This window comes from Collinsella sp. AM40-7AC (assembly GCF_003468125.1).
Lineage (GTDB): Bacteria > Actinomycetota > Coriobacteriia > Coriobacteriales > Coriobacteriaceae > Collinsella > Collinsella aerofaciens_O.
Genome location: NZ_QSGK01000011.1, coordinates 1 through 23,564, shown reverse-complemented (window position 1 = coordinate 23,564; position 23,564 = coordinate 1). Strand labels below are relative to the sequence as shown.

The window sequence follows — 23,564 nt, the reverse complement described above, 5'->3', positions numbered from 1 at the left end:
GTGCCCCCGTCTGCGATTACTTGTCGTCGTTCAGATTTTGCTTGATGTCGTCCGCGGCATTGGCAGCGCTGTCCATCAGGTTGTTGATGCTGCCGGGCACGTCGCCGTCGCTATCGATGCGGTAGCGCATGCCAAAGAACAAGCCAAGCAGCATCAGCCATATCGTGGCGCCCCAGGCAAACAGGGCGACGATGGGAATCAGGATGGGAATGTTGAGGATGATCGCGTCGCGGCGCGTGGCGATAAACTTGGTGTCCAGGCTCAGACGGAAGAGCTTTTTGAGGTACTCCCACACGCTGTCCATCTTCTTGGAGAAGTCGGTCTTTTCGCTCGACTTTTCGTAGGCGACCTGCGCGGCGACCATCTCAGCCGAGGGCTCGTCGGCTGGCGCGGACTCGGTGGCGGCGTGCGCCGACGTGGTCTGCGTCTTGCCCTGCGACTCGAGCAAAATGATGGCGTCCAGGACGTTGCCGTCGGCGGCGTCGAGCGCGGCCTTGGCATCGGTGTAGCTCACGTTGCACTTGGTGCGGATGGTTTCAACTTTTTCGAGGTCGTCCATGACCTGTCCTTTCGTTCGATGGGCGCGACGCCAGGCGATCTGCCCGGGCGCGAGCGTTGCGTTCGGCGGCCTGCGTTGCGCGGCGCCGCCCCGCTCTTGGTCGAACTCTATAGTGCAGGTTATAGATTAAGCGATTCTTGAGCCAAGATTAATGTTGGATGAGTTTTTGGGTGGTGCGGAGGCGGGCAGGGGCAGAAAAGGCAGGTTTTGCGTGGCGTGAAGGAGGGGCGGTCTGATCTTTGGGATAGCTGATAGCGAGGTCTAATACTTTTCCGAGAAGTGAATGAGTGAAAACGGACCCCCGAAGCATCGACACTTTAGAGGTGCCGCTTCCTGCGGTTTCAATGCGGAAATCCCACGATTTTGCCGCCGAAAAATGCGGATGTTTCAGGGGTCCAAAAACAGCCGTTCACTTCGCGGAAAAGTATTAGACCTCAATAGCGGGGGATGGGGTGCCGGTGCAAAACGGCGTCAGAAATGGGGTAAACAAGGCAAACGGATCTAATGGATCAAAAATCACGTTGCAAAAGTATGAAAATATCCTACAATTGCAGCATGAAGTACTTTAGCAACATAGCGGCGATAAGCGAGCTTTCCGAGAGCGAGGGCGTGTTCACCACAGCCCAGGCGGCTCGCATGGACATTTCTCGAGATGCGCTGGCGCACTCATGCCGCGCAGGGCGTCTTGAACGGATATGCCACGGCGCCTACCGGATGTCTGGAACGCAGCGCCGAGACACCGACGAACTCAACGCCTTTTGGAAGCTCACCAATCCCTCCCTTTGCGCGTGGGAGAGAAAACGTCAGTGGGATGGCATCGCCGTGAGCGGTACGACAGCGGCGAACCTACAGCAAATGGGCGATTTCTATCTGTCCCCCTACAGGATGACCGCGCCCATGCGTATCAATACAAGAAACGAATCCCTTTCTTTTGTAAAGCGCGAGATTGCTGAGCGGGACATCGTTTGGCTCGACGGCCTGCCGGTAACTAAACCCGAGCGCACGCTTGTCGATCTTTGCCTCGATTGCGAGGATCCCTCATTAATTATCGATGCCTATCACGACGCGCTTGGACGTGGACTCGATATACAACGGCTGAAGGATCTTGTAGAGGAGAACTCTAAAACCGCCAAACGACGCGAGCTGATGGCGCCTTTGCTGATGGTACTGAACGGGTAATGCGAAACGGAGGACATGGTGAAGTACAAAACGCCTGCCGCATTGGAGATGGCTGTTAGGAATGCCGCAAGAGAATCACCAATGGATACTAATCGGGCAATCGTCGGTTTCTACTTTCATCGCTTCCTATGTCGCGTTTTTTCAGAAGATGACGGCAGCTTTGTGCTCAAGGGCGGTCAAAGCGTCCTGGCGCGAACACTCGATGCACGTGTCACAAGAGATATTGACTTGGTTGCTCAAGAGGAGAGTCTCGAAGAGGCTATTGTCGATCTGGTGCAGGCTGCTTCGATTGATCTGGAGGATTTCGTTTCGTTCGTCTTTGATCGTGCAGAGCAAATCAAAGAAGAAGATGAGTATCGGTGCGGTGCGAAGGTGTGGTTCACCCCCTTTATGGGAACCAAGAAGCTACAGCCAATTTCAATTGACTTGGTAATTGATGAAGTGCGGGGACTTGAGCCTGAGGTTCTTGCGCCGATCGATCGTCTGAATATCGAGGGGCTCCCAGTCTGCGACTATCGAGTATGCCGAGTGGAGAGTGCCCTTGCAGATAAATTGCTCGCAATGATAGAGATGCATGAGGGCCGTGCTTCATCGCGAATCAAGGATATAGTCGACATCTTGGTGTACGCGAAAACTTGCTTCGTCGATGGGGCTACGCTTGTCGAGAGGGTCGAGAAAGAAGCGTCTGCCCGCAAAGTGGCAATGCCGGAAGAGTTCGTGGCGCCTCTCTGGTGGAAACAAAATGGTTCTGCACAGTACGTAAAGATGGCGAGGCAGGCGGGGGTACTTGATCTCGCGGGGAACATTGCTGGGGCAGAAGAGGTCGTCAATCGGTTGTATACACCGTGCTTTAATCATTCGGCGAATGTGTGCAAATGGAATCCTCAGACCACGGGATGGGAATAGGCTAGATAGTTAAGCCGGCGGCAGAATTAGTTCCTGTCGCCGGCTTAAGACGTTTCTACTGCCTATGCGCTATTCGCAGGTCTGGTCGACCACCTGGGTGACGGCCTTTTTTGCGCCTTCGAGGTCGCGCTGGGCTTGGGCGACAGTGGCCTCGGCTTGTTTCTTTGTCCTTACGACCTCGGCAAAGCGGTTGATGGATTCGCTATACTCGCGTGTGCGCGGGTCGAGCGCCGGCGGGACTTCGATCTCAAACAGGTCGCTAGGACGGATGGCGCGGATGCTGGCTGCTTCAGTTAATGCTTGAATCAGCTGCGCCCCGTGGCCTTCGGTAAGGTATCCAACAATTATCTCCGAAAACACTACGCGCTCATCTTCGGTCATCGTTTGGAATGACGGGCGAATGACGGTGGTGTTATGCGAAGCAACCAGATGCTGCTTAGCGTCATCGGAGCTGACGACGAGCAGGTTGGACGCGCCGTAGCGACCCAGCATGCGCGGCATGACGATATCTCCAGCGCGGAGCTCATAACGATCGAGAACGCTGGGGTCCACCTTTACGAATTTAGAATCCGAGCTATTTTGATTATCTGAAGCATCTACGGGCAGAAGATTGCCGTCCTGAAAATCTTGAGATGAGATTCGGCGCACCTCGACTGCGTCAATGTCGTTCGATGTCGTGCTCTCGCGGGGCATGAATGGCGCGACTCGCGTAAAAGAGTCACCGAGTGTGGCGCTGTAGTTTCGGGTGATGGCGATGAGGCTGATTTTGCCTTTTGAGAGAGCGGCGTGGTGTTGGAGCAGCTCGCGCGTGGCAAAAGTGGACGTTTCGATTGGCGTCGATCTTGGCGTATTGGTATCAATGCGGGCCCAGTCAGGAGAGATAGAAAAGGTGATATCAGAGTAATACGATGTTTTAGTCACATATTGAAAACGCGGTCCGGGCTCAATTGCGCTGCGAAATGCAACGCTGCGATTTCCTGAAGACAGTATGAGGAGCGCGCTTGTCATGTAGGGCCTGGGCTCGGAAAGTGGCAAATAAACGACGCTCTCGATGAGCCCTTCGCGTATCAAAATCGTGCGTGCTTGTTCAGCTTTATCAAGTAAATCGGCGGGAAGTACCACGGCTGCTCGAGTGCGGCCCGAAAGGGCGAGAGCATACAGGCACCAAATAAAAGGACCCCAGTCGCAAAAATCAAGGTAGCCAGGCTCCAAATAATCGATGAGCGCGGCACTGTCTTTTTCGATATCGTGCTTATTTGCGCGGTAGTAGTTTGATGCATCGACAAACACCGGCGCTGCATCATCATCGCTTGCATTCTGCTTTCCAGGTTCAAGCTCACTAATATCGGGCACGCCGTTACCGTTTAGGGTAAAGCACTTAGCGAGATCTTCGGCATCCACAGCGCCAGGCAGACGGACAGTGAGCAGGCGACTGCCTTGTTCCAGGTTAAGCGCGCGCGAGAGGGCGGCGGCGGTGAGGCGTGGCAATGATGATGTAGTTTCACGCATGTATAGAGCCCTTTCTTCTCAGTGGGTTTATATTAGCAGAAAAAAATGAAAATTTCTAATGACGAGAACAGTGCACTGTGCTATCCTCGAAGCAATCCAAAGCCAACTCAATATTAACTGCTTGATACAACCGCTATACAGCCTTTAGGCAAACTGCGCTATCGAGCAGGGCAATTTCACTTACGAAGCAGCAGGTTAGGTCAATAACTACTACCTATGCCTCAGAACATTCTAAAACTTAGAACAAACTTACCGACAAACATTTGCAACCGGACAGGAAGAAGCATCCATGAAGAACGAAGACAACATTTATGAGGTATTCCTCAACACGCTCGACGAAGACCTCCGTGGCATGTGCGAAAAGAACGTGAAGGCAGAGAAGCCGTTTCCGTATCCGTACTGCGGTGAGGAGAACGTTGAACGCCTCGCTAAGGCGCTTGTTGGCGTACTGGAAAAGCATTCACCCGATATTCCCGGGCTGGTGCCCGAGCAGTATCGAGACGATGTGCACGAGGCTCGCGAGCTTTTGGCCGCGGCGGCGCTCGCTTTGCTGTCGCTGTACTTTCCCCAGCGCGATAACTGTATGCGCTGCATGGCCATCTTAATTAGCCTGTTTCGGCACGGAAGCAATCCGCGCTTTAAATCGAGCGGCGTGCTCATGTTTGAGCAGGTTTCGACAGGTATGAAGTACTCGTCCGAAAAAGGGGGACGCATTCCGTCTCGCTTTGTGCGAAGCATCGACTACAAAAGACCCAGCGACCACGTGCATCGCGATGGATCGCATGGATTTACGGCGGACGAAGACGATGCCGTCATGTTTTTCGAACGTTACCGCGTGATTCAGCAACGCGTATTCGATGCGAGTTCGCGTTTCAACTTCGAGCTATGTGTCAAACGCCCGTTTGAGGCGCTTTCGGACAATCGGCAGAACTTTTATTACAGGGAGGAAAAGATGGAAACCGATTTGGCAACCAAGGTACAGAGGCTTCGGGACCGCTACACCCTCAACTACGCTCAGGCCAAGGGATACGACCTGCTCGACAAGCTGATGATCGAGTCGTTGCTTGCGTATCTGCGCGACGGGACGGTCTCAACCGTGGCGCGCGAGAGCTATGTGGCGCAGGCCGAGCGACTGATTGACGGCGCGGTCAAGTTGCCATGCGCGACAAGCCCCAAGGAGGGCGAAGGCATCGGCCGTATTTCCTAGCAACTACGCAGAACCATCGACAAGAAAGGGGCCGTGACATGTCGGTCATTAAGATGTACGGCTACGAGGCCGCACAGCAAACGGAGTATCAAGCCAAGAAGTGGGCGACCAAGGAGGAAATGCAGGCGCTGTCGTCCGGCGATGAGCAGCGCGATGTGATCTTGGCGCACGGTGCCACGGTTGCTTTTTACGAGGGCGATAAGCACTGGGAGACGAGCGTGTCCAACAACGTGTTTGTCTTTGGCGGAACCGGCAGCGGCAAAACGGCGAGTTTCGTTTTGCCCAACCTGCTCAATCACCACGAATGCTGTTATGTGGTCACAGACACCAAGGGTGAGCTGCTGCGCCGTACGGGGAAAGGCTTTGAAGAGGACGGCTACGAGGTAACGGTTCTCGATACTGTTAATCCCGAGCGGTCGGCCGGATACGACCCTCTGCGTTACGTGATGGATGTCGAGGATATCCCCACCACAGTGGCGGCAATCATGGAGGGGGTCGATCCTGATGGGCGCAGCTTTAGGAACGACCCGTTTTGGGACAACGCGAGCGATCTGCTGCTCCGAGCGATTATTGGAATCCTGTTCCTTTTGGAGTGCCTTGCCGGCACATTTGCGCCGGGTGGGGATCCCACGGCTCCGCGCCGCTACCTTAAGATAAACAACGTCTTTAAGCTGGTCGCGCTCATCAAGGTCACGGGAGATGGCGAGGGCCGATTTCCGTTGGACTACCTTGTGGGGCAGGTGGAGTCCAAGGAATTTCTTGGCAGGTATGAGTCGGCGAACGCGGACCTGTATGGCGTTGAGCAGTACCGCGATTTTCGCGGAGCAGCCGATAGGACGCTTAAGAGTATTCTGATCACACTCAATGCGACCATCTCGCGGCTTAAGACTCCCCAGCTCATGCGCGTCTATGAGAAAGATGAAATGCGTCTTGACCGTATCGACGAGGGCAAGCGCGTAATCGATCTTAAGGTGAGCGACAACGACTCGACCAATGCATGGCTTGCCAACGTTGCCCTTAAGCAGCTGTTTAACCTGGCCCAGCGCCGCGCCGACGCCAGCCCTAGTGGGCATTTGCAGCGCCGCGTGCAGTTTATTCTGGATGAGTTTCCCAACGTGGGCCGCATCCCCGATTTTGAGCGGAGTATTGCGACCGTGCGCAGCCGTGGCATGAGCTTTTTGATGTGCGCGCAGTCGTTGAGCCAGCTCGATGGTGTGTATGGCGAAACCACAGCTCATACCATCCTCGATAACTGCGACAGCTTGGTCTACATGGGCGGCGGCAGCAACATCGCGACACAGGAGTACATAAGCAATCTGTGCGGCGAGTCGGTTCTGGGCACCAATTACGTGGGCGCCGAGCGTACTGCCGTCGATGTGCGCGGTTGCGTGATAACCCCGGGCGAGGTGGGGCTTATGCCGCGTACCGACTGCCTGGTCAAAGTAACCGGCATGCGCCCCTTCCGTGCCAAGAAGTATTTTTGCGGCGACCATCCCAATGCGGCCAAGTGGCTGAGGGATTAGTCCTTGCAGCTTCGCGCGTTCAATCTTGCCTATTTGACCGCACGGCTTCCATTGGCCGCTAGCCGTGCTGCCTCGTTTTACTTCCTTACCGATTCCGTTTAGAAGGGAATTACCATGTCCGTTATGTATCGTGAGCCTAGCATTATCAAGAAGTCCAAGGACGGTCGCGTTGCCGCCGTCGATATGGCAAGTGAGCTGCTTAACAGCCGCGTGCTGCTGCTGGAAGGCGAGGTCAACGATGTGACCTGCAATGACCTTATTAAGTCCATGCTGGTGTTGGAGCATCAGAGCGCCACCGAGCCCATCACCCTCATCATCAACAGCCCGGGCGGTAGCGTTACGGCGGGGCTGGCGCTCATCGACACCATGCAGTCGCTCGACTGCCCCGTGATCACGGTGGGCGAGGGCGTCGTGGCCTCGATGGCCGCGGTGATCTTGGCCTGCGGCGACCACCGCCAGGTATACCGCCACACGCAAGTGCTCATCCACCAGTTGATGGGCGGCACGGGCATGGCGCAGCAGACCGATATCGAGATCGTGGCCCAGCACACGGCGGCCATGCGCGCCGAGCTGGACGAGCTGCTGGCCGAGCATGGCAACCTGAGCGCCCAGGAGTTCCACGAGCTCACCGAGCGCGACTGCTGGTGCAACGCCAGGCGCGCTCTGGAGTTGGGTCTGGTGGACGAGGTGATTGCTCCGAGTAAGAAGGCGCTCTAGCGGGGCTCATGTCTTGTGGGCATATAGAGCGGGGCGAACGATCGCGTAGTTTAACGGCCAGAAAGAGGTTGAACATGAGCAGGATTTGGGATGTCGACGGCATTGAGTGGGAAGACCTGCCCACCGTGAGCGACCTGCTGTGCGCTGCGGACACAAAGATCCTGGCGCGCGAGGTTGCCCTGCGATACGGCGGCAAGCCGGACGGCCGCGGCCGTGTCGATAACGAGCGCAGCTTAAAGCGCGCCCGCCGCAAGGTCAAAAAGCTGCGCAAGGTTGACCCCGAGCCCAGCGACAATATCGTCCTGCTGCCCAAGCACGTCATCAATCGTCGTGGTGCAGGCCACGGCTTTGGCTATTACGACGTGGAGCCGTGCATCTTTACACGCGGCGGCGTTCAAATGCTAGGTGAGGATGTGCTTGCCAAAGTACGTCCGTGGGAATTGATCTTGATGGATGATGAGTCCGCGAGCGAAATGCTGGGCTATCGCGTATGGCTCGGCGGCGAGTGGGACCTGTGCGAGCGCTACCGCTTTTTGGCCGTGGTGTGCGTTCGCATACTGAACAGCATCCGGGCGCAAAAGGAGCTGCGCAAGTGCCTCGTGCAGGGCGAGACAGCCTGTGATATGGACGAGGACGAGGCGATCGAAGGGATTCGCCGCGACGTACTGTATCCCGAGGAAGTGATCAACGCCAAACTCGGCGGCTATTGGGATGCGAGTTTGGGACTCAACCTGCCCTGGAAGAACGAGCACCGGCAGACTTGCACGCGAATCGACAGGGCTATCGATGACCTGTTTTCTAAGGAAACGAAGCGCTGCGCTGCCGAGCTTGGGAAGAAACTTGAGCGAGGGTATGAGGAGCGCGAGGATCAATTTGACGAGGATTTACTGAACGGGATGTCCTTGTGAATGGTTGCTAGCGGTCAGACAAAAATCTGTCCGGACGGAATGGTAGAAAGATAGCGCAAATGGAATCTGTGCATTAAGGAGTTGGCAATGGAAATCGTCTATAAGGAACTGTTTCGTGTAAACCGTCCTATCTATGGTCCTGGACCAGGAGGTTTCTTCATTAAAAGATTCAAGAAAAGCGGATACAGCGAGGCTGAATTATTCGATTTAATTTCAGGAATGGACTTCTCTCTCGCTGGAGCTGACGAGGACATCAGCCTGAAAAAGAAATGCAAAATAATCGAACGGGCGGTTGCTGAGACGCATTATACGAGCTGGGTCCTTAGCCTGATCGGCATCATTGTCTCTCTTATGGCCGGAGGATATTTGTCTGCGTTGATAGCCAGCAATCCACTTTCTGCCGGAATTTTCGGGGCGCTATTCCTGATTGTCTTGGGAATATATGCATGGTTTCGGTTTTGCTTTGAGCGAAATCGGACCGTGCTATTGTGTGCATTGGAGCACATAAAGACGCTTCAGCCATAGTTGCATGAAATCAAAGACAGAGGTAAGAAACGCGTGTCGCTGCCTTTAGGCATAGGGGACACCGTTGGTATTCTTTCGCAAATTGGTTTATTCGGCCTCGGCCCCGTCCTCTTTTAGAACTAAGTCTTTCCCTTTAGCTCGTCCTTCCTCTCTCCAGTTTAGACATATCTAGATACATCATCTTGTCCCACTCGCAATCCACGTTGTACTTGAGCCTCACCGTCACGAGCGTGAGGGTGAGGCTGCAGCTCAACACCGCACCGCCGGATCCGCGCTCTTCGGACTACTTCAAAGCGAGCATCAACAGTTGCTGAAGCACGCAGGCGACCGTCTGCTGCTTCGCGCTGCTTAGGCACGCGCGATTGGGGGCTAGCGACTCTGACTGAGGCGCGCGGGGCGTGAGCGCGGGTGGTGCGGCCTACGGTTGGTAACAACGGTAGTAACTGCCATTCGGAGGCGAGAGGTGGATTTCTAGAAATAAGGCGAATTAAAAAGCTCTGCTTTTTTGAATGGTAAAGTCTTGTATTTGTAGAATGTTGCTATTACTGATTGAAATGAGATAGACATCGTGGAGACTCGTCAGACAAAGCCTTATCGCATCGCCTCTCTCTTTGCGGGATGCGGTGGTCTTGACCTCGGTTTCGCCGGGGGGTTTGATTTCCAAGGCAAGCATTTTGCTCGTTTGGCCACTGAAGTAGTCTATGCCAACGATTTCGATCGCGATGCCGTGACCTGTTTCAATGAGAACATCCCGAATTACGATGCCGCCGCTAATTGCATCGAGAAGGATATTCGCCAAGTTGAGCTTGACGAGATACCGGATTACGATATTCTCCTTGCCGGCTTCCCTTGCCAGCCCTTTTCCAATGCCGGCCTTCGCGGTGGCGTAAACGATAAATACAACCGTGGAACCCTTTTTGAGGAATGTGAGCGCATCCTAAAGGGGAAAATTAATGCGGGCAAGAAGCCCAGGGCATTCGTCTTTGAGAACGTGCGCGGAATCATGTCTTCTAAGATGGATGACGGAACTCCCGTCATTGCTGAGATTGAGAACCGCATGAGGATACTTGGCTACAACGTCTGTCACCGGCTTGTGAAGGCGAGTAACTATGGTGTGCCCCAGAACAGGTTCCGACTCTTGATTATCGGCATAGATAGTTCTCTGAACAAAACGTTTGATTTCGATGAGATGGATCGCGTTGTCGACTCGGAGCAGCTGCCTTCCGTTTCTGCTGGGCGGCCTGAGAAGTTGCTCCTGGGGTCCATCCTTCAAAATCCCTCGGTTGAACACGAAAATGGGGATTTCTGGTCGTATACCGATGCCACTCAGGCCATGATTGAGCAGATCGGTCCCTGCGCTCATGGCGATAAGGCTTTTAAGTATTTTACACAACTATGCTCACAAGTTCGGTAGAGACTGCGATACCGATTCCGATGAGGGCACATTTGTTTCTTTCGCCCATAAAGTTGGCGGACTTGAAGATGGGGAAGTCCCTGACCACATTGATGGCTTTACCGGCAAAAAGCCGAAAAAGGACAAAGATTCTGCCCGAATCCATTCAAATTTCATTAGCGCAGGAGCTGTTCAACGTTCCGAGCGCGCAACCCGCGAAGACCCCGAGCTTTACCCCAGCGGGGCAAAAAGCTATCTTTTTGCTATCTCCAAGAAGGTGCTTCTTGCTGATTCAATTTGTTATGAGCATTTGGACGCCTATCTTCCATCAAAGGAAATGAAAACTGCGTTTGCCGTGTGGGTTGAACGCAACTCCGCCTTCAAAGATGACTCTTCTTTTGCGGAGGCCCTTAAGGACGCTCTTGGGCAAAGCTATACTGGCAATTTGATAAACGCTCTCTGGAAAGAGGGTGCGCCGTTCCCAGATGATATTGGCATTGGCGATGATGTTTTTTCAAATGTTAAGCCGCGTATTGATTGGGCGACGATTGGGGAGTACTTTCCGGTGGGCGAACCGAACAGCGCTCATTCCGAACCAGACAGGGCGAATCTAGTAAAAAACAGTTCTGAACTTCTCGAAAAAGTGGCGGGCTTGCCTCGCAATTTGATTTACTTTGGTGCTCCTGGTACAGGAAAGTCCTATCAACTGAATAAGCTTGTCAGGGATGGCTTTGCCAAGAAAAACATTCGGCGAGTGACCTTCTATCCGGACTATACGTACTCGCAGTTCGTGGGATGTTTTAAACCATATAGTGAACCTGGCAGTAAGGAGATATCCTACGAGTTCGTTGAGGGTCCATTCCTGAAGACTTACCTCGAGGCAATAGCACACCCCTATGACAACTTCGTCCTGCTAATTGAAGAAATCAACCGCGCGAACCCCGCCGCTGTCTTCGGTGACGTGTTCCAGCTGCTTGACCGCGACAAGAGCGGGAACAGTGTTTTCCCAGTTGCAGCGCCGAAGGAGATGGCTGGCTGCATCGGCAGCTATCTCAATGTGCTCAAAGACGATGCCGATGTTCGAGACGCTATCGAGGGGTATTACGACCCCGATATGGACTTCGATGACTTTAGGGAGATAGCCTGCGAGGAGCTCTCCCTACCGCCCAACATGTACATCTGGGCGACCATGAACAGCGCCGACCAAGGGGTGTTTCCGATGGACACCGCATTTAAGCGGCGTTGGAACTTCAGGTATATTGACATCGATGCTGGGGCCGGCAAGCCTCTCGAAGACGGGAAGAAGATATCCGAGATAGAGGTGACGATTACGGTAAACGGCACCGATTCTCAAATCGTTTGGGATAAGCTGCGCCGCAAGATTAACGGACTGATGAAGGACCTCAGGATCAATGAGGATAAGTTCTTGGGCCCCTTCTTCATCTCGCCCAATGACCTCAATGATCGATTCAGCGATGTGTTCAAGGACAAGGTTCTTCTCTATCTATGCGAGGACGTCGGGAAGTTGAAGCGCGGACGGCTTTTCCGCGATGAGACGGCGACCTATTTCGAGCTGTGTAAACAGTTCGACCGCGATGGAGTTGCCATTTTCAAGGGCATCGAGCTCGCTGATGTTGTCGCTGGCAAGCCATCGGAGGGCGTTGCTGCCGAATCTGAAGAAGAGACCGAGGAATAGGCAATGAAACCGGTGATGGTCCGCGAGCTGAGGCCCTTTTCGCTTGCTTGGCTTGCTGACGAGCTGGGATGTACGGTTGCGAGGGCAAAGACCCTCGTTGGCGACATGATGGCGCGCGGTATTGTGCGGTACCGGACGGGAAAGAAAGCCGATCCCGAGGAAGCCGATGTGGAGAACGCCGCTCCCTCTGAAGTCTACCAGTTTCGCTTCGTGGGCCTGGTGATGGCCGAGGGCGCGGTGATTATTGTCTATCCCAAGTACTTCCACGACCGGATACCTGTTATTGATGAGCTCAGGTTGATAATGCGAGTTCTCAAGCGTGATGCGGGCATCGCGGTGCTGACGAGTTTGGAAGACGCCGATGAGGGCGCTAGCGACAAGTTGTCCGTAATGCTGGCGCTGTTGGAGCTGTACGGCGAGTACGGTGAGTACTCAAACTACGTGGAAGATCGCGAACTCAACGGTAACGGAAACATTGACTGGAACCGTACAATTGACGGACACTTGCCCGTTCTCTCGAACGGTCGACCGATATACATGGTGTACGAGACACGCAAGACGTATCGCGATGACTCTGACTTTATCACGCGGCTGCATCGCGCCGTGCTGACCGAGTGCTCGCGTAAGTTCGGGGAAGTGGGTATCGACAAACTGCTTTCGCTCGATGAGGTGTGTCTTTCGGACGAGGATATCGAGGCTTTCGGCGATGTTGAGATGCTAGGTTGGCGTCTGGAGTGCGAGCGCGCGGCCCAGTTCTTGGACTGGAAGCTCTTAACGCTCGATTTGCTTGAGCGCTACCTGCTGCTGCGTGAGAGCGAGGTGCGCAGTGATGAGGTCCAGGCACTGGGGACAACGAGCTTTTACCACCTGTGGGAAGAGGCCTGCAAAACGGCTCTCGGCGATGCGCTTGGTAAGCGGCTGGGCGCGCTCGGACTTACGCTTGAGGGTAAGTGGGCGGCTGATAGTCGGAAGAAGTTGATCGAGATAATTCCACGGCCCCTGTGGGAGCGCTGGCGCGGCGATGGGTTTGCTGAGCCCGAAGGTACCGATACGCTCATCCCTGACGCCATTGCCATTGCAAATGGACCCGATGACGAGCGGCTGTTCTGCATCTGTGACGCGAAGTACTATGTGCCGAGTGCAAATGGCAAGATGGAGCACCAGCCGGGGCTGGAGTCAGTGGCCAAGCAGTTCCTGTACCAGAGTGCATACCGGGAGTTTATCGAGGCTTGCGGGTTCGATCGGGTGGTGAACACGTTCCTAGTGCCGGGGACCGTTGATAGGCCCGAGCTGATGGCGAGGGCGTCGTTTCCGGGCGTGATTGCGGAGGAAGATAAGCCGCTCGACAATTTCATTAACATGTTAATGCTGCCAGCGGGGGTCGTGTTCGAGGCGTATCTTCGCGGAGAGGTATTGAATACTTGCCGACTACTTGCGGTTGATGGCGCTTGCTAGCGGGAAAGCCAAGTCGGTTAACTGGCAACTGAGGCTAGGGGGTGATCCTTTCGACACTCAACTAGACTGGGCAACGAGCGCTGATTATGCGCGGATTGCCAAATATGCTGGCATCGGGCGGGGAAAGACTACGATAAATCGCCTCTTCCGTCTTGTGAAGAATCCGGGTCTCTTTCGTCCGAGCTGTCGATGCCAATCTTTTCAATGGCGGTCAAGCCTCGGTCGGTGCTGCATCTGGGGCAGCCGGTAGGTGGCCTCAGAATAACTATGCAAGCTCTTGTCATCGCGCGAGAAAAACTTGCAGATTGGGATGGGCGGCGTCCGCGTCCAATGCCACTCCGTGGCCTTCGGCTCTGCTGGAGGCCACGGGATAAAGCCCAGTTCTGCTTTTGCGGGTCATACCCTTTGTATGCACGGTAAAGCCCAGGTCATCGATCATGCCGGTGCTGCAGACACATGCGTCGGGCGTGTTCCATGTGTCCTGGACGGTCAGGTCGGTTGAGACGCACACGGGCTCATCAATTCCAAGCAATGGAATGGGCTTAGCCATCTGATCGGCGCTATTTATCTGCGCAATGCCGGTCAACGACGGGGTCTGGACTCCTGAGGCCCATCGCACAGCACCAATTGTGGATGGCGTGCTGCAAGCGGATGTGGTGACGAAGTCGCCCTCGACTGCCGGTTGGGTTGTGCTTGGCTGCTCGAACAACGGCTGGAATGTCTGGAAGGACGAGAGCGGCAAGACACTCGACGAGCGCAGGAAGATATAGGCGCTCCTCGATGTCTGCTGACTCTTTAGTAAAGGTTAATCCCAGTAGCTGGATAGGCCGGGAATGGGGACGTGCTTGATTGACTCGATTCCCTTCTTTCTGGTCTTGTCAGCCTCCAGCTCTAATGAGATGACCGTGGCAACCAGGTCGAACTTAGAAAGCGCCCAACCGTTATCCGATTTGCGGCAGCTGCTAGCGTTCTTTCCAGCGAGTTTGTCCAAGAGCTCTGGAAGAGTGCCTAATTGCGCTGACTGAGTCGTAATAACAACGACTTCATTGCCATCCGCCAGCGAACCGTTCCAAATCACAGGATGAGGATAGCCGAACGCTTCAGGCGTTTGGGTGCAAGGCTGGTTCTTGGGCCGATTGATTGCTTTGAGCCACTTTTCGTAGAGTGCTTTCGATACAAGGGGGGACCGTTGATAATAAGGTCCAAGGGTGTGGTCAACGGCATCGGCTAGTTCTTGAAAATATAGCTGTCGCTTTTTGTTAGCGGCCATCGGGTTATGTCCGTCTTTCCCGCTTGCGGTATCTGCTTTGCGTCTTAAATTAACGGCAGTTGCATGGGGCAGTTTTTTACCAAGCTTGTTATTTGTGTTGCGCGCGGGATTGCAATATAGGCCCGTTTCATTGTCGTAACCAGAACAATACTTGCTATTGTTGCCAGTTGGAAAAAAAGGCTTGTTGCATGTGCTGCATTTTGCTGGAAGCGCCCCGGATCGGAGGGCTTCGCATAGTAATTGTGCATAGAAAGCAGGAAATGATTTTGGAAGAAAAGAATGAATCAATGAGTGGGAGCGGTCTATCAAATGCTGAAAATGGAGGGCTTTCTGCATCTCCCTGCTGTCGTTGATATCGACAACAAGGTCTTTTCCGTCATTTACGATATACCGCATAAGGCCGACTGTGCTTTCGGAGTTCCTCGATAACTCAACCTTGTTGTAAAGCCCGCTATTTATTAGATTGAGCGCCAGAGCGTTGAGGCTCTTGAGGTTCTGGACTATCGGGCCGGCGATTGCATGTTTCGTGCATTTTGAGGACGTTATCTCCCCAAAGCGGCGAATTTGGTTTGCGCCATCCAGAATCGATTCCCCGCTGGAAAGCAGCTTCACGAATAATGAGACGTGACGGCTTAGGTCATCCTGATAAGAGGCTTCGTTGATCTTCTTGGATAAACTAAGACACTCAATGATGATGTTGCCGAGTACGGCTATTGCCAACTCATGGATATCGATGGCTAGCTGAGGCTCAGTTAATTGACCGAGGAAGTGCGCCTCATAAAACTCCCTTTTTGTTTGTGGCGCCTTAAGCGCCATCGGGTGATTGACAATCGAGTGTTCACTTCCGCGGGCGAGCAAAGGCCCACTATTTAGGCCAAAGACCATTTCAATGTAATTGGCTAGGTCTGACGCAGTGGAATCAGTGGTGCTACAGCTGCTCAGCAGCTCAAGCGCCGGCATAGTAACTTTCGCGATGTTCCCGCACTCTAGTGCCCAAAGAGAAAAAACCCTTGAAGGCAAATAGGCATCGGGTATTTCATCAAGATAAGCCGAATCGATGCACAAGGAACAAATGTTAAAAAAGAGCCGGTAGATACTGTCCGAGTAACCGCCGCTTGTTGCGGAATCAAGCGATTGTTTGACTGCCTTTCCGAGCTCACGGGTTATATTTGCCTTTTCGGCATGCCATTTGTCGAGGTTTTCGCCTGCGTCAATAATTCCCGAACATAGCGGAGGAAAACACGTGGCCGCTGTTTTAGAGTCTGAGGCTTTGAGGTATTGAGCTTCTTGAAGGTGTGCTTTTCGCTGGAGCGATAAAAAGATACGGTGTGGAACAGGCACTGCATGGGTGTCGCGATACTCGGTATACCAAGAGGACAGCTCGTTATAGAACTTTTCCAGATCAATTCTTAGCAACGCGTTTAACAGTTCTTTAACTGTCCAATGCTGCTCGAATTCCACCTCTTCAAATTCTTGATCCTTATTGGGGTTTAAAAGTGATGGTTGTTTACAACGGAGATATAAAGAGCTGTCTCTACCGAATCGAATGAAGCTAGCTCTAACGCGCCAGTTCAGAGTAATTAAATTGGCACCCTGCATATTTTTTAAACCTGCACAACTTTCAAAATCGAATAAACCTTGTGCTATTGTGCCACTTTGTCGTGTTCAATAGGTGTCGAGCAAAAAAGAAGTCCAAAGGAGGACGGAAAATGTTTGACGATACCCTGTTTGAACTGGTGAATTCCGCCAGGCGCGATGAACTCGAAGATCTCGTTTGCGAAGTTATGACCATCTGTGATGAGCTGAAGGCTTGCCTTTCCGATGCACGTGGGCTTGGCTATATTGAGGCCTGCGCTCGTCAAAGCGCTTGTGAGCTTATGCTCGACAACTGCCGTGAGGAGCTTGCCCGCTTGGGCTTTGAGCTTGAGTGGGGTGCTGAGGACTATCCGGTAGTCTCGCCGGTTCACCAGTTTGAATTTACGTGCATCCCATCGCGTGGTGTCGCTAGCGCCGAGTTCTCGAGCCGCGACGATCTTGATATCGCCTGCTAGCCCAATTTCTTCACGAACGGTCAAATTGACCTGCTGTTTTGCTGGGGCAATTAGATAACCCCTGTATTTGCATCAATCACCCCAAAACCCAATCGCCAGCCAATCAGGCCTCTCTGAAAGGAAGATCATGAACACTTCTATCCTAATTTCGTCCAGCGCCGTTGAGGCTGCACCCCGCACCGCCAAAGGCGAGGTCGTCAAGCTCGTGCAGGGCGCGCTGCTTGCTGCCGTTGCCGCGATTGCCATTGTCGGCATCGCCTCTGTCGCCGCCCCGCATTGCGTCTGGAAGGGCGAGGTCACGCTGTTCCTGAATGAGTCGTTCCACACCGCCTATCCCGTTCCTGCGATTGCGGAGTATGCGTCGGCGGCGCCCGGGTCCGATTGGGTGTCGCTGCTCGTGGCCGTGCTCATTGCGGCGTACCCTGCCTACCATGCCGTTTGGCGCGTCCGCGAGGGTTTTGGGCTCAGCTGCGATGCCCCGGTGTTCAGCAGGCGCGTGTCGCGCCTTCTCGCCGCGGTGAGCGCTTGTTTGCTGTTGGCGATGCTGTTCATGGGCTATGGAACGAGTTGGCTCATCAACGGCAGTGCGATGGGTGACCAGGGCCTTGTTGAGTCGGGGCACAATGTATGGGCCGTTTCCATCATGATCATGCTGGGCTGCGCCCTGATGTGCCTGTTCAAGTGGTTTCTCGCCAAGGGCCCCGGACGCAATTTCGGCAGCGGCTTTGCCGTCGAGCTTGTCCGCCTCGCCGACGTCCTGCTGAAGCGCGCGAGCTCGAACCTGGTGCTGTGCTACGTGGCCGAGCTGCTCGCCTGCCTGCTGGCGCTGGCCTTCATCGCCGTGGCCTATGTCGTCGTGAGCGTGGCCATCGCGCTCGCGTTCGCAGCCGTGGCCCTGGTGGTGTGCCTTGCCGGGATTCCCGTTATCCTTGCTGCCTCGTGGCGCAGGTAGCGGGGCGATCATGCGAGTTCTTATCGTAGCGTGAGAAAAACTTGCAGAAATCGCAAGTTCTTTTCACGCGATGAGAAAAACTTGCAGATTGGCGCGAGGACGACGGCCCTCCGCGTGAGCGCGGTTTTGATATTGCTTGTTAATGTGTCCGAACGGTTGATTGGAGACAAAATGTACCCGAACTATGAGTGCAACAACTATCCCATGAACATTACGGATGATGACGGCCCGTTCCTGATCATGGAGGCGGAGCTGTCTGGCGACGTCGAGCTCAATGATGAGTTTAAGAAAGACGCCAGCTATAGATATTCGTGTGCGACTGTTTCTGCGGCGATCGATCTTTGCAAGTCAATGACGGACGGCGATGCCGATCCCTGGTATGAAAGTTGGGAGAAGGCGGTTGAGCGTTATCCGCTCGAGAAATGCGAGGATGCGACAACGCTGTATTGGATTGAGCCGACCGATCCGTACAAGGCGCTGTGCGCCTTCCATCCCCATCCCGATCTTGAGCGGTACGCGGCTGAGGCAATTGACGCCGTTGACACCTATCTGCTGGAGCGCGAGTACTGTCCCTTTACGATCAACCACTTAGATCTAAAGGATGTTGACGTCCTGCTCAGCGCTGCTTGGGGATTGGCTCGAGTCCTTAAAGAAATTTGGGGAACTTGCGACCCTGATGTTATGGAAAAGATTGAGGATGCTACGTACAGTGCGCATATAACGGTTAGGGACCTGATCGCGGGTGAAGAGGCGGTCAAAGCTAGCTCGAAGTCCGATGAGAATCTTTAGCCGCCGCGCTGATCGGCGCGCCTGATTGACAGGCTGTCGGAAAAGTCCGGACAGCCTGTCAACCCCGGCCGTTACATCGTCCCCTTACTCGCGGCGTAATGTCCCGCCTGCTTAAGGGCATCCTCGTAGGCGCGCTGTTTTGCTTCGTACTCTTGCGCGCAGCGCTCCTGTTCTGCTTGCCCGGGAACAGGCACGGTCATGCTTCGCAGGTCTTTAGGAGATAGCTGCGCAAGCGAGTCTCCGTGTGAGGAGGCTAAGAGTTTCTGCTGTCCTTCATCGGATGACAGGTAGGCTAAGAAGAATCGTGCTAGTAGTTCATCTTTAAAGGATGCGCAGAAGACGACATCGCAGGGGACAATGAGTTTAGGGCATAACTGAGGTTTCTGAGGCACCGGCTCGCGCCTCATGCTTCCCGGCACTACGAGGGTCAGCTTAAATGGTGGTCCGAAGCGTGAGATCAGTATGCAGGTTTCATACTCGCCCAGCGGTTTGAGACGATAGAAAAGACCTGGATCCGTATCGCCCATATCGTAAATATCCGTGTCGAATACGCGCTCGGGTAGATCTTCGAAACCGATAACCGTTCCATCGACTAAGTGTTTAAGCGATAGGTAGTAGCAGTCAATTCGTCGGTCCGTTCTGCTAAGACCCATCTGTGGCATCTTTAAAAGAGTGCTACGGGGAATGCCGCGGCGTATGTCCGCTACGCTGCCAAAGCGAACGAAGGACTCCTCTGCAAAAGAGGTGCTTTTAGCACTGGGAAGTAAAGGCCAGATTTTTTCGGCACCTCGATCGCCGAGACGCCAATGCGTCACATCGGTTGTCTTGGCGTAAGCATAACTAATCGAGTCTTGGATCTGATGCATGAGCTCGCTTGTCATGGGCTTGTTGTCAAATGACCGCCCATCAAAGAGGAAATATGGCTCGTTGGGTTTACGGTCGCTCAGAAATAGTAAGGCGTAGCCATCGCTATTGGCGGCGATCGTATTGGGAAGTAACACTATCGCTGTCAATAGTCCAAGCTGGCAGAGCAGGCGGCGCCCGTCTGCGGCGCGTGCCAGGTTGAGCAATCGGTTGGAGACTTGTACGACCGCAATGGAATCCGGGCGTTCACACGCAAGGGAAGCAGCGAGAAAAACGTAATACCATTCGCTGACCGAAAGCGGGCTTGGTACATCGACAAGTGTTTGCAGTTGACGGGCCCTCGACGTAAGGAAATCCCGAACATGCTCATCTGCAATTTCGAGCGAGGGCTCAAATTGAGTGAGGGGGATTTGCTCGGGGGGTCTGCAGTAGATGAGCGTGGGCTCATCGGTACGGGGCACGGCACCCGATTCTGGCGTTGAGGCAAAGACATCGGCTTTGGTAAATGTAAAAGACGGATCAGCGGATGTGCCGCGAGTTCTAAAGTCGGTGCTTTCGGGGTCCTTAAGGTCGATGCCCCAGATAGACCATGCGGGTCCATTTGCATAATCTTGGGCAAACTCAAAATCTCGGCAGCACAGCTCGATAAGCGTATGAGTTTTTAGCGTTGGCTGGAGTTTTGAGACCATAAAGGAAACCAGGTTTGCAAGAAATGCGCTGCTATGAGGCTCTGGATCCTGATTGTAGGCATGATAAAGGCCTAGCTTTGCTTGTTCTGCGCGAGACAGAAGCACGATTGCCTCCTCGGACATGCGTTGTGCGATATGGAGTGCGTCGTTGTTGGCAATGGCACGACGCGGTCAATTCATATTATCAGCCCAACTCCGATGAATTTGAAATTGAGTGTTTATAGCTTAACCCACGGGGGTATCAACTGCGTTAAGCTTTTAGAAAAAAAATTCTAAAAATGAACGGGCTTTCGGACCAATATGTCATCAGCAATGAAAGGACAGCTAATGAACGGATGCGACATGTACAGAATCGAGCCGGACGCCCCCAAGAAGCCAACGGCGATGAATATTTTCGGCATGATTCTGCAAACTGTCTTTGCGGTTGTACTCTACGTGGTCGCCGTCGACATGATGTGCTTGCTGACGACGTGGCTCGGCGGGTTTATGTTCGAGATTAGCGAGAGCAACACGGTGATCCCGCTCCATTCATGGCGCCTGGTGGCGTTTAGGGTGTACTGGGTTGTGCTGGGCGCGGCGTTTGTTGCGGCGCTTGCCCACAAATGGATCGTGTTGTTAACGGGAGGGCGCGAATCCGACATGTGCGAGCTGCTCGGTGTAATTGAGGGTGCCGGCGCATTTGCATCCGTCGTCTGTGCGATTGTCTGTTTGCTGGGCTATGCCGCCGTATTTGATTGGTGGGCCGGCGTTACCGGAAAGATGGCTTCGGATTCCCGCGCCAATGATTACCTGCTTTGGGCTGTTGTCTTAACCATCGGAACGATTGTCGAGTGGCGAATTGTCGAAGGGGTCCTCAAGGCTTTATTCCCTCATGAGTGCTTGTTCCACGGGCTTCGCTTTGCATCCGTCTGCGTGGTTACTCCTCTGCTTGCGCTTGTACCCACCACGCTGGCCATCATCGTGTGCGCGCTGGTGGTGGGCCTTTTTGCCGGGATTCTGTTTGCATCGCTTGCGATCCCCGTGGTTATCGCGGTTATTGGCATTGCCATCGCTATGAGTCGCTAACCCACAACGCAATCCAAATATCTCGCATAAAGAAAGGAACGACCATGTCGGTATTCTCTGACGCTCAAAAGCTTTTGCTGCTTGCCGTACTTACCGCTCTTATGGCTGGTGCCCTGATGTACGAAGTGTTGCATCCCACACTGTTTCCGCTGCTCAAGCAGGGCATTTTGCAGCTGCTCTACCACATTCCGGTCTTTACCCAGCCGGGCAACGTGATCTATCTGGAGTCGGCGACATCGCTGGCACTGTAGGAGTTTATGGGCTCGGGGCCACGTCATAGGTAAGAAAACCAATATAGAAAGGAAAACACCCATGGCTCAGAAGCAGTATCGAAACATCGATCGCTACCGGGACCTGCTCACTCGAATTGCGCCCTCGCGTCTGGTGGAGCAGACGCGTCAGAGTGTTATTGGCCACGAAGGAAGCTTGGAGGCCTTTGTGACGGCGCTGAGCTTTGAGGTCAACCGCTGCGTGATGTTGGCACGCGGCGCCGATCCGCGCGACGTTCTTTCGCCCGCCGCCATTTTGGTGATGGGTTCCACTGGTACGGGAAAGACCCACACCATCAAGGCCGTGGCAGATGCCGCAGGGCTCAAGCTGTTCGTGTTCGATGTCTCCACCATGACGGGCGAGGGCTGGCGCGGTGCCAGCATGATCAACTGCCTATCGCAGGTCGCGGACTATCAGGCTGCGAATCCCGGTGAAATTTGTTTGGTGCTCTTTGACGAGTTTGACAAGGCGGTTCGTGTCGAACCCGATGGGGGAGAAGTTGCATCGAGTTTTAGTCCATCGCAGTCGTTCCTTAAGCTTTTGGAAGGCGGGGAGATGCCGTTCGAATGTGATACCTCCAAGAGTGCGGCTATTAAGACACTCAACCTCGATCAGGTTGTCTGCATTTTGGGCGGCGCCTTTATGGGCTTGGACGCTCTGGTGCGCAAGCGCCTGGGTGACAAGTCTGGCACCACGGTCGGCTTCGGATCCTCGTACGCCGCCGTGCGCACCGCCGCAAAATCGGCAAACGAGCTGCGAGACAGTGCGACCATCGAGGATGTTGAGACTTGGGGTATTATGTCCGAGCTGTGCGGGCGCATTGGCTCGGTGATTAACTTTAACGCCCTGAGCGTGGACGATCTGGTCCAGATTGCGTATGAGCAGTACCTGCCCAAGTACAACAACATGATGGGAAATGGCGCCAAGATGGAACTGACGGCAGATGCTGCTCGCCTTGCGGCGAAGCGCGCGGTTAAGGAAGGTGCCGGCGCGCGCGGCATGCTCCGTCAGCTGCGTCCCCTTATGATGTACGCTTGGAGGGACATGCGGGAAGATACCTATATTTCCCGTGCGACCTTGGTCGTGAGCGACGGGGAGCTTGCGGTTGCGTACGAGCACTCTCATGAGCCGCGGGGATTTTTGCGGGAAGAGATGGGGAAGAATTCGCCCTTTCTGAACGGGAGAGAGATTGAAGCCCTTGCGCTGGTGAGCAACTGGATGGAGCATGAGGACGAGGACGAGCATAAGCCGTATCAGCCTGAGTTTGCTTGGCTGGCGGATTTGGTGGACGGCTCGGCGCTCGACAAGATCGTGCAGGGCGGCAAGGCATTCGATCTTGCTGGGGTGTTGTTGCGCGGCGTTCCGTTTGATGGGCCGGAGCGCATTGCCGCCCACGAGCTGCTTAAGGCCTGCGCCTGCTACAACGACGTGCTCTATGCCGACAAGGAACAGTATCGCAACCTTGCCCAGGTGCTTACGCTCACCAAATTGGTGTACAAAAAAACGCCCGATTGCTTGCTGAGCCCGCTCGATGTGGTTATGAACGGCACGACTACGGGCAACGGTTTTCAGGGTCTTGGCGAGTGGGTCGATGCCATGAGCAGGTCCGAAAAGCCTTCGTTGGAAAAGTGGCAGTACCTGGCGGCCGGGGAGGCCCTGCGGATTTACGACCACTTTAGCAAACGCCCCGACCAGGTTAAGGAGCTTGCCGCCGAGGTGTCCCTGATGCGTGTCGCCCTTGCAGTGATGGACGTTGAGGAGCGTGAGGCATTGGAGTGTGATCTTGAGAAGCTGCTCGCTTCGTGCGAGTAATCGCCGACTGCTTCTCTTTCCTTTCTTCTATTTTCTCTGGTGGCATGGACGCCACTGTCTTAACCGCCCTGCGTGAGATTTTGTCCGTACGGGATGGTATTCAACACATGTAACAAAACAAGTGAGGGAGCGGCGGGGGAGAGCGAGGCGGTTTACAGAAATGAACATCCGTTATATGGGTTGATTTTCAATCTCAACGCAACAGCCTGAACGGGCCCCGCGTTT

21 protein-coding genes are annotated in these 23,564 nt (G+C 54.1%); 17 read left to right on the top strand and 4 right to left on the bottom strand.

Features of this window, described 5'->3' with window-relative positions:
* Positions 1-16 precede the first annotated feature (16 nt).
* Positions 17-559, bottom strand: coding sequence for a DUF4342 domain-containing protein (locus tag DW892_RS08860; RefSeq protein ID WP_117767006.1), 543 nt, complete (start codon positions 557-559; stop codon positions 17-19).
* Between the two features lie 504 nt (positions 560-1,063).
* Here DW892_RS08860 and DW892_RS08855 point away from each other — a divergent pair.
* The gene (locus DW892_RS08855; RefSeq protein WP_199408775.1) at positions 1,064-1,738 is read left to right on the top strand and encodes a type IV toxin-antitoxin system AbiEi family antitoxin domain-containing protein; all 675 of its coding nucleotides are present in this window, start codon (positions 1,064-1,066) and stop codon (positions 1,736-1,738) included.
* Positions 1,739-1,753: 15 nt separating this feature from the next.
* Entirely contained in the window at positions 1,754-2,644 is an 891-nt protein-coding gene (locus tag DW892_RS08850; protein WP_199570243.1) for a nucleotidyl transferase AbiEii/AbiGii toxin family protein, read from the top strand.
* Positions 2,645-2,713: 69 nt separating this feature from the next.
* On the opposite strand, the gene DW892_RS08845 is transcribed toward DW892_RS08850, so the two are convergent.
* Complete coding sequence (locus DW892_RS08845) at positions 2,714-4,153, bottom strand: hypothetical protein (protein WP_117767004.1); 1,440 nt, start codon at positions 4,151-4,153, stop codon at positions 2,714-2,716.
* Positions 4,154-4,442: 289 nt separating this feature from the next.
* On the opposite strand from DW892_RS08845, the gene DW892_RS08840 reads away from it, so the two are divergent.
* From DW892_RS08840 to DW892_RS10630, 9 genes are all read left to right on the top strand, one after another.
* Entirely contained in the window at positions 4,443-5,360 is a 918-nt protein-coding gene (locus DW892_RS08840; protein WP_117767002.1) for a hypothetical protein, read from the top strand.
* A gap of 38 nt (positions 5,361-5,398) precedes the next feature.
* Positions 5,399-6,883, top strand: coding sequence for a VirD4-like conjugal transfer protein, CD1115 family (locus DW892_RS08835; RefSeq protein ID WP_158567051.1), 1,485 nt, complete (start codon positions 5,399-5,401; stop codon positions 6,881-6,883).
* Between the two features lie 114 nt (positions 6,884-6,997).
* Positions 6,998-7,600: a ClpP family protease gene (locus DW892_RS08830; protein WP_117766998.1), complete on the top strand. Its 603-nt coding sequence runs from the start codon at positions 6,998-7,000 to the stop codon at positions 7,598-7,600.
* Between the two features lie 74 nt (positions 7,601-7,674).
* Complete coding sequence (locus DW892_RS08825) at positions 7,675-8,508, top strand: hypothetical protein (RefSeq protein WP_117766996.1); 834 nt, start codon at positions 7,675-7,677, stop codon at positions 8,506-8,508.
* Between the two features lie 87 nt (positions 8,509-8,595).
* Complete coding sequence (locus tag DW892_RS08820; protein ID WP_117766994.1) at positions 8,596-9,033, top strand: hypothetical protein; 438 nt, start codon at positions 8,596-8,598, stop codon at positions 9,031-9,033.
* Positions 9,034-9,601: 568 nt separating this feature from the next.
* Positions 9,602-10,447, top strand: coding sequence for a DNA cytosine methyltransferase (locus DW892_RS08815; protein WP_117766992.1), 846 nt, complete (start codon positions 9,602-9,604; stop codon positions 10,445-10,447).
* Positions 10,395-12,122 carry an McrB family protein gene (locus DW892_RS08810; RefSeq protein ID WP_117766990.1) on the top strand — a complete coding sequence of 576 codons (1,728 nt, stop codon included), beginning with the start codon at positions 10,395-10,397 and terminating at the stop codon, positions 12,120-12,122. Before DW892_RS08815 ends, DW892_RS08810 begins: the two co-directional genes overlap by 53 nt.
* A gap of 3 nt (positions 12,123-12,125) precedes the next feature.
* Complete coding sequence (locus DW892_RS08805; RefSeq protein WP_117766988.1) at positions 12,126-13,577, top strand: LlaJI family restriction endonuclease; 1,452 nt, start codon at positions 12,126-12,128, stop codon at positions 13,575-13,577.
* Positions 13,578-14,152: 575 nt separating this feature from the next.
* Positions 14,153-14,347, top strand: coding sequence for a DUF4357 domain-containing protein (locus DW892_RS10630; protein WP_117766984.1), 195 nt, complete (start codon positions 14,153-14,155; stop codon positions 14,345-14,347).
* 35 nt (positions 14,348-14,382) lie between these two features.
* Here the strand turns inward: DW892_RS10630 and DW892_RS08790 are convergent, their stop codons facing one another.
* The gene (locus DW892_RS08790) at positions 14,383-16,308 is read right to left on the bottom strand and encodes a hypothetical protein (protein WP_117766982.1); all 1,926 of its coding nucleotides are present in this window, start codon (positions 16,306-16,308) and stop codon (positions 14,383-14,385) included.
* 248 nt (positions 16,309-16,556) lie between these two features.
* On the opposite strand from DW892_RS08790, the gene DW892_RS08785 reads away from it, so the two are divergent.
* The 3 genes from DW892_RS08785 (at position 16,557) to DW892_RS08775 (ending at position 18,639) form a co-directional block, all read left to right on the top strand.
* Positions 16,557-16,898, top strand: coding sequence for a hypothetical protein (locus DW892_RS08785; RefSeq protein WP_117766980.1), 342 nt, complete (start codon positions 16,557-16,559; stop codon positions 16,896-16,898).
* A gap of 127 nt (positions 16,899-17,025) precedes the next feature.
* On the top strand, positions 17,026-17,850 hold the full coding sequence (locus DW892_RS08780) for a hypothetical protein (RefSeq protein ID WP_117766978.1): 825 nt from the start codon (positions 17,026-17,028) through the stop codon (positions 17,848-17,850).
* A 171-nt stretch (positions 17,851-18,021) separates the two neighbouring features.
* Complete coding sequence (locus DW892_RS08775; RefSeq protein ID WP_147343546.1) at positions 18,022-18,639, top strand: hypothetical protein; 618 nt, start codon at positions 18,022-18,024, stop codon at positions 18,637-18,639.
* Between the two features lie 71 nt (positions 18,640-18,710).
* Here the strand turns inward: DW892_RS08775 and DW892_RS08770 are convergent, their stop codons facing one another.
* The gene (locus tag DW892_RS08770) at positions 18,711-20,297 is read right to left on the bottom strand and encodes a hypothetical protein (protein ID WP_147349865.1); all 1,587 of its coding nucleotides are present in this window, start codon (positions 20,295-20,297) and stop codon (positions 18,711-18,713) included.
* Positions 20,298-20,492: 195 nt separating this feature from the next.
* Between DW892_RS08770 and DW892_RS08765 the strand changes: the two genes are divergently transcribed.
* From DW892_RS08765 to DW892_RS08755, 3 genes are all read left to right on the top strand, one after another.
* Positions 20,493-21,257 carry a hypothetical protein gene (locus DW892_RS08765; RefSeq protein ID WP_147349864.1) on the top strand — a complete coding sequence of 255 codons (765 nt, stop codon included), beginning with the start codon at positions 20,493-20,495 and terminating at the stop codon, positions 21,255-21,257.
* Between the two features lie 44 nt (positions 21,258-21,301).
* Positions 21,302-21,508 carry a hypothetical protein gene (locus DW892_RS08760; RefSeq protein ID WP_117766970.1) on the top strand — a complete coding sequence of 69 codons (207 nt, stop codon included), beginning with the start codon at positions 21,302-21,304 and terminating at the stop codon, positions 21,506-21,508.
* Between the two features lie 61 nt (positions 21,509-21,569).
* A complete protein-coding gene (locus DW892_RS08755; RefSeq protein ID WP_117766968.1) occupies positions 21,570-23,339 on the top strand; it encodes an AAA family ATPase in 1,770 nt (589 codons plus the stop codon).
* Positions 23,340-23,564 lie beyond the last annotated feature (225 nt).

Coding starts and splice junctions, on each gene's coding strand:
- DW892_RS08860 (WP_117767006.1), bottom strand. CDS start 559: ATGGACGACCTCGAAAAAGTTGAAACCATCCGCACCAAGTGCAACGTG.
- DW892_RS08820 (WP_117766994.1), top strand. CDS start 8,596: ATGGAAATCGTCTATAAGGAACTGTTTCGTGTAAACCGTCCTATCTAT.
- DW892_RS08855 (WP_199408775.1), top strand. CDS start 1,064: ATGGATCAAAAATCACGTTGCAAAAGTATGAAAATATCCTACAATTGC.
- DW892_RS08825 (WP_117766996.1), top strand. CDS start 7,675: ATGAGCAGGATTTGGGATGTCGACGGCATTGAGTGGGAAGACCTGCCC.
- DW892_RS08840 (WP_117767002.1), top strand. CDS start 4,443: ATGAAGAACGAAGACAACATTTATGAGGTATTCCTCAACACGCTCGAC.
- DW892_RS08785 (WP_117766980.1), top strand. CDS start 16,557: ATGTTTGACGATACCCTGTTTGAACTGGTGAATTCCGCCAGGCGCGAT.
- DW892_RS08830 (WP_117766998.1), top strand. CDS start 6,998: ATGTCCGTTATGTATCGTGAGCCTAGCATTATCAAGAAGTCCAAGGAC.
- DW892_RS08775 (WP_147343546.1), top strand. CDS start 18,022: ATGTACCCGAACTATGAGTGCAACAACTATCCCATGAACATTACGGAT.
- DW892_RS08850 (WP_199570243.1), top strand. CDS start 1,754: ATGGTGAAGTACAAAACGCCTGCCGCATTGGAGATGGCTGTTAGGAAT.
- DW892_RS08810 (WP_117766990.1), top strand. CDS start 10,395: ATGGCGATAAGGCTTTTAAGTATTTTACACAACTATGCTCACAAGTTC.
- DW892_RS08760 (WP_117766970.1), top strand. CDS start 21,302: ATGTCGGTATTCTCTGACGCTCAAAAGCTTTTGCTGCTTGCCGTACTT.
- DW892_RS08845 (WP_117767004.1), bottom strand. CDS start 4,153: ATGCGTGAAACTACATCATCATTGCCACGCCTCACCGCCGCCGCCCTC.
- DW892_RS08805 (WP_117766988.1), top strand. CDS start 12,126: ATGAAACCGGTGATGGTCCGCGAGCTGAGGCCCTTTTCGCTTGCTTGG.
- DW892_RS08780 (WP_117766978.1), top strand. CDS start 17,026: ATGAACACTTCTATCCTAATTTCGTCCAGCGCCGTTGAGGCTGCACCC.
- DW892_RS10630 (WP_117766984.1), top strand. CDS start 14,153: ATGCCGGTCAACGACGGGGTCTGGACTCCTGAGGCCCATCGCACAGCA.
- DW892_RS08755 (WP_117766968.1), top strand. CDS start 21,570: ATGGCTCAGAAGCAGTATCGAAACATCGATCGCTACCGGGACCTGCTC.
- DW892_RS08835 (WP_158567051.1), top strand. CDS start 5,399: ATGTCGGTCATTAAGATGTACGGCTACGAGGCCGCACAGCAAACGGAG.
- DW892_RS08765 (WP_147349864.1), top strand. CDS start 20,493: ATGTCATCAGCAATGAAAGGACAGCTAATGAACGGATGCGACATGTAC.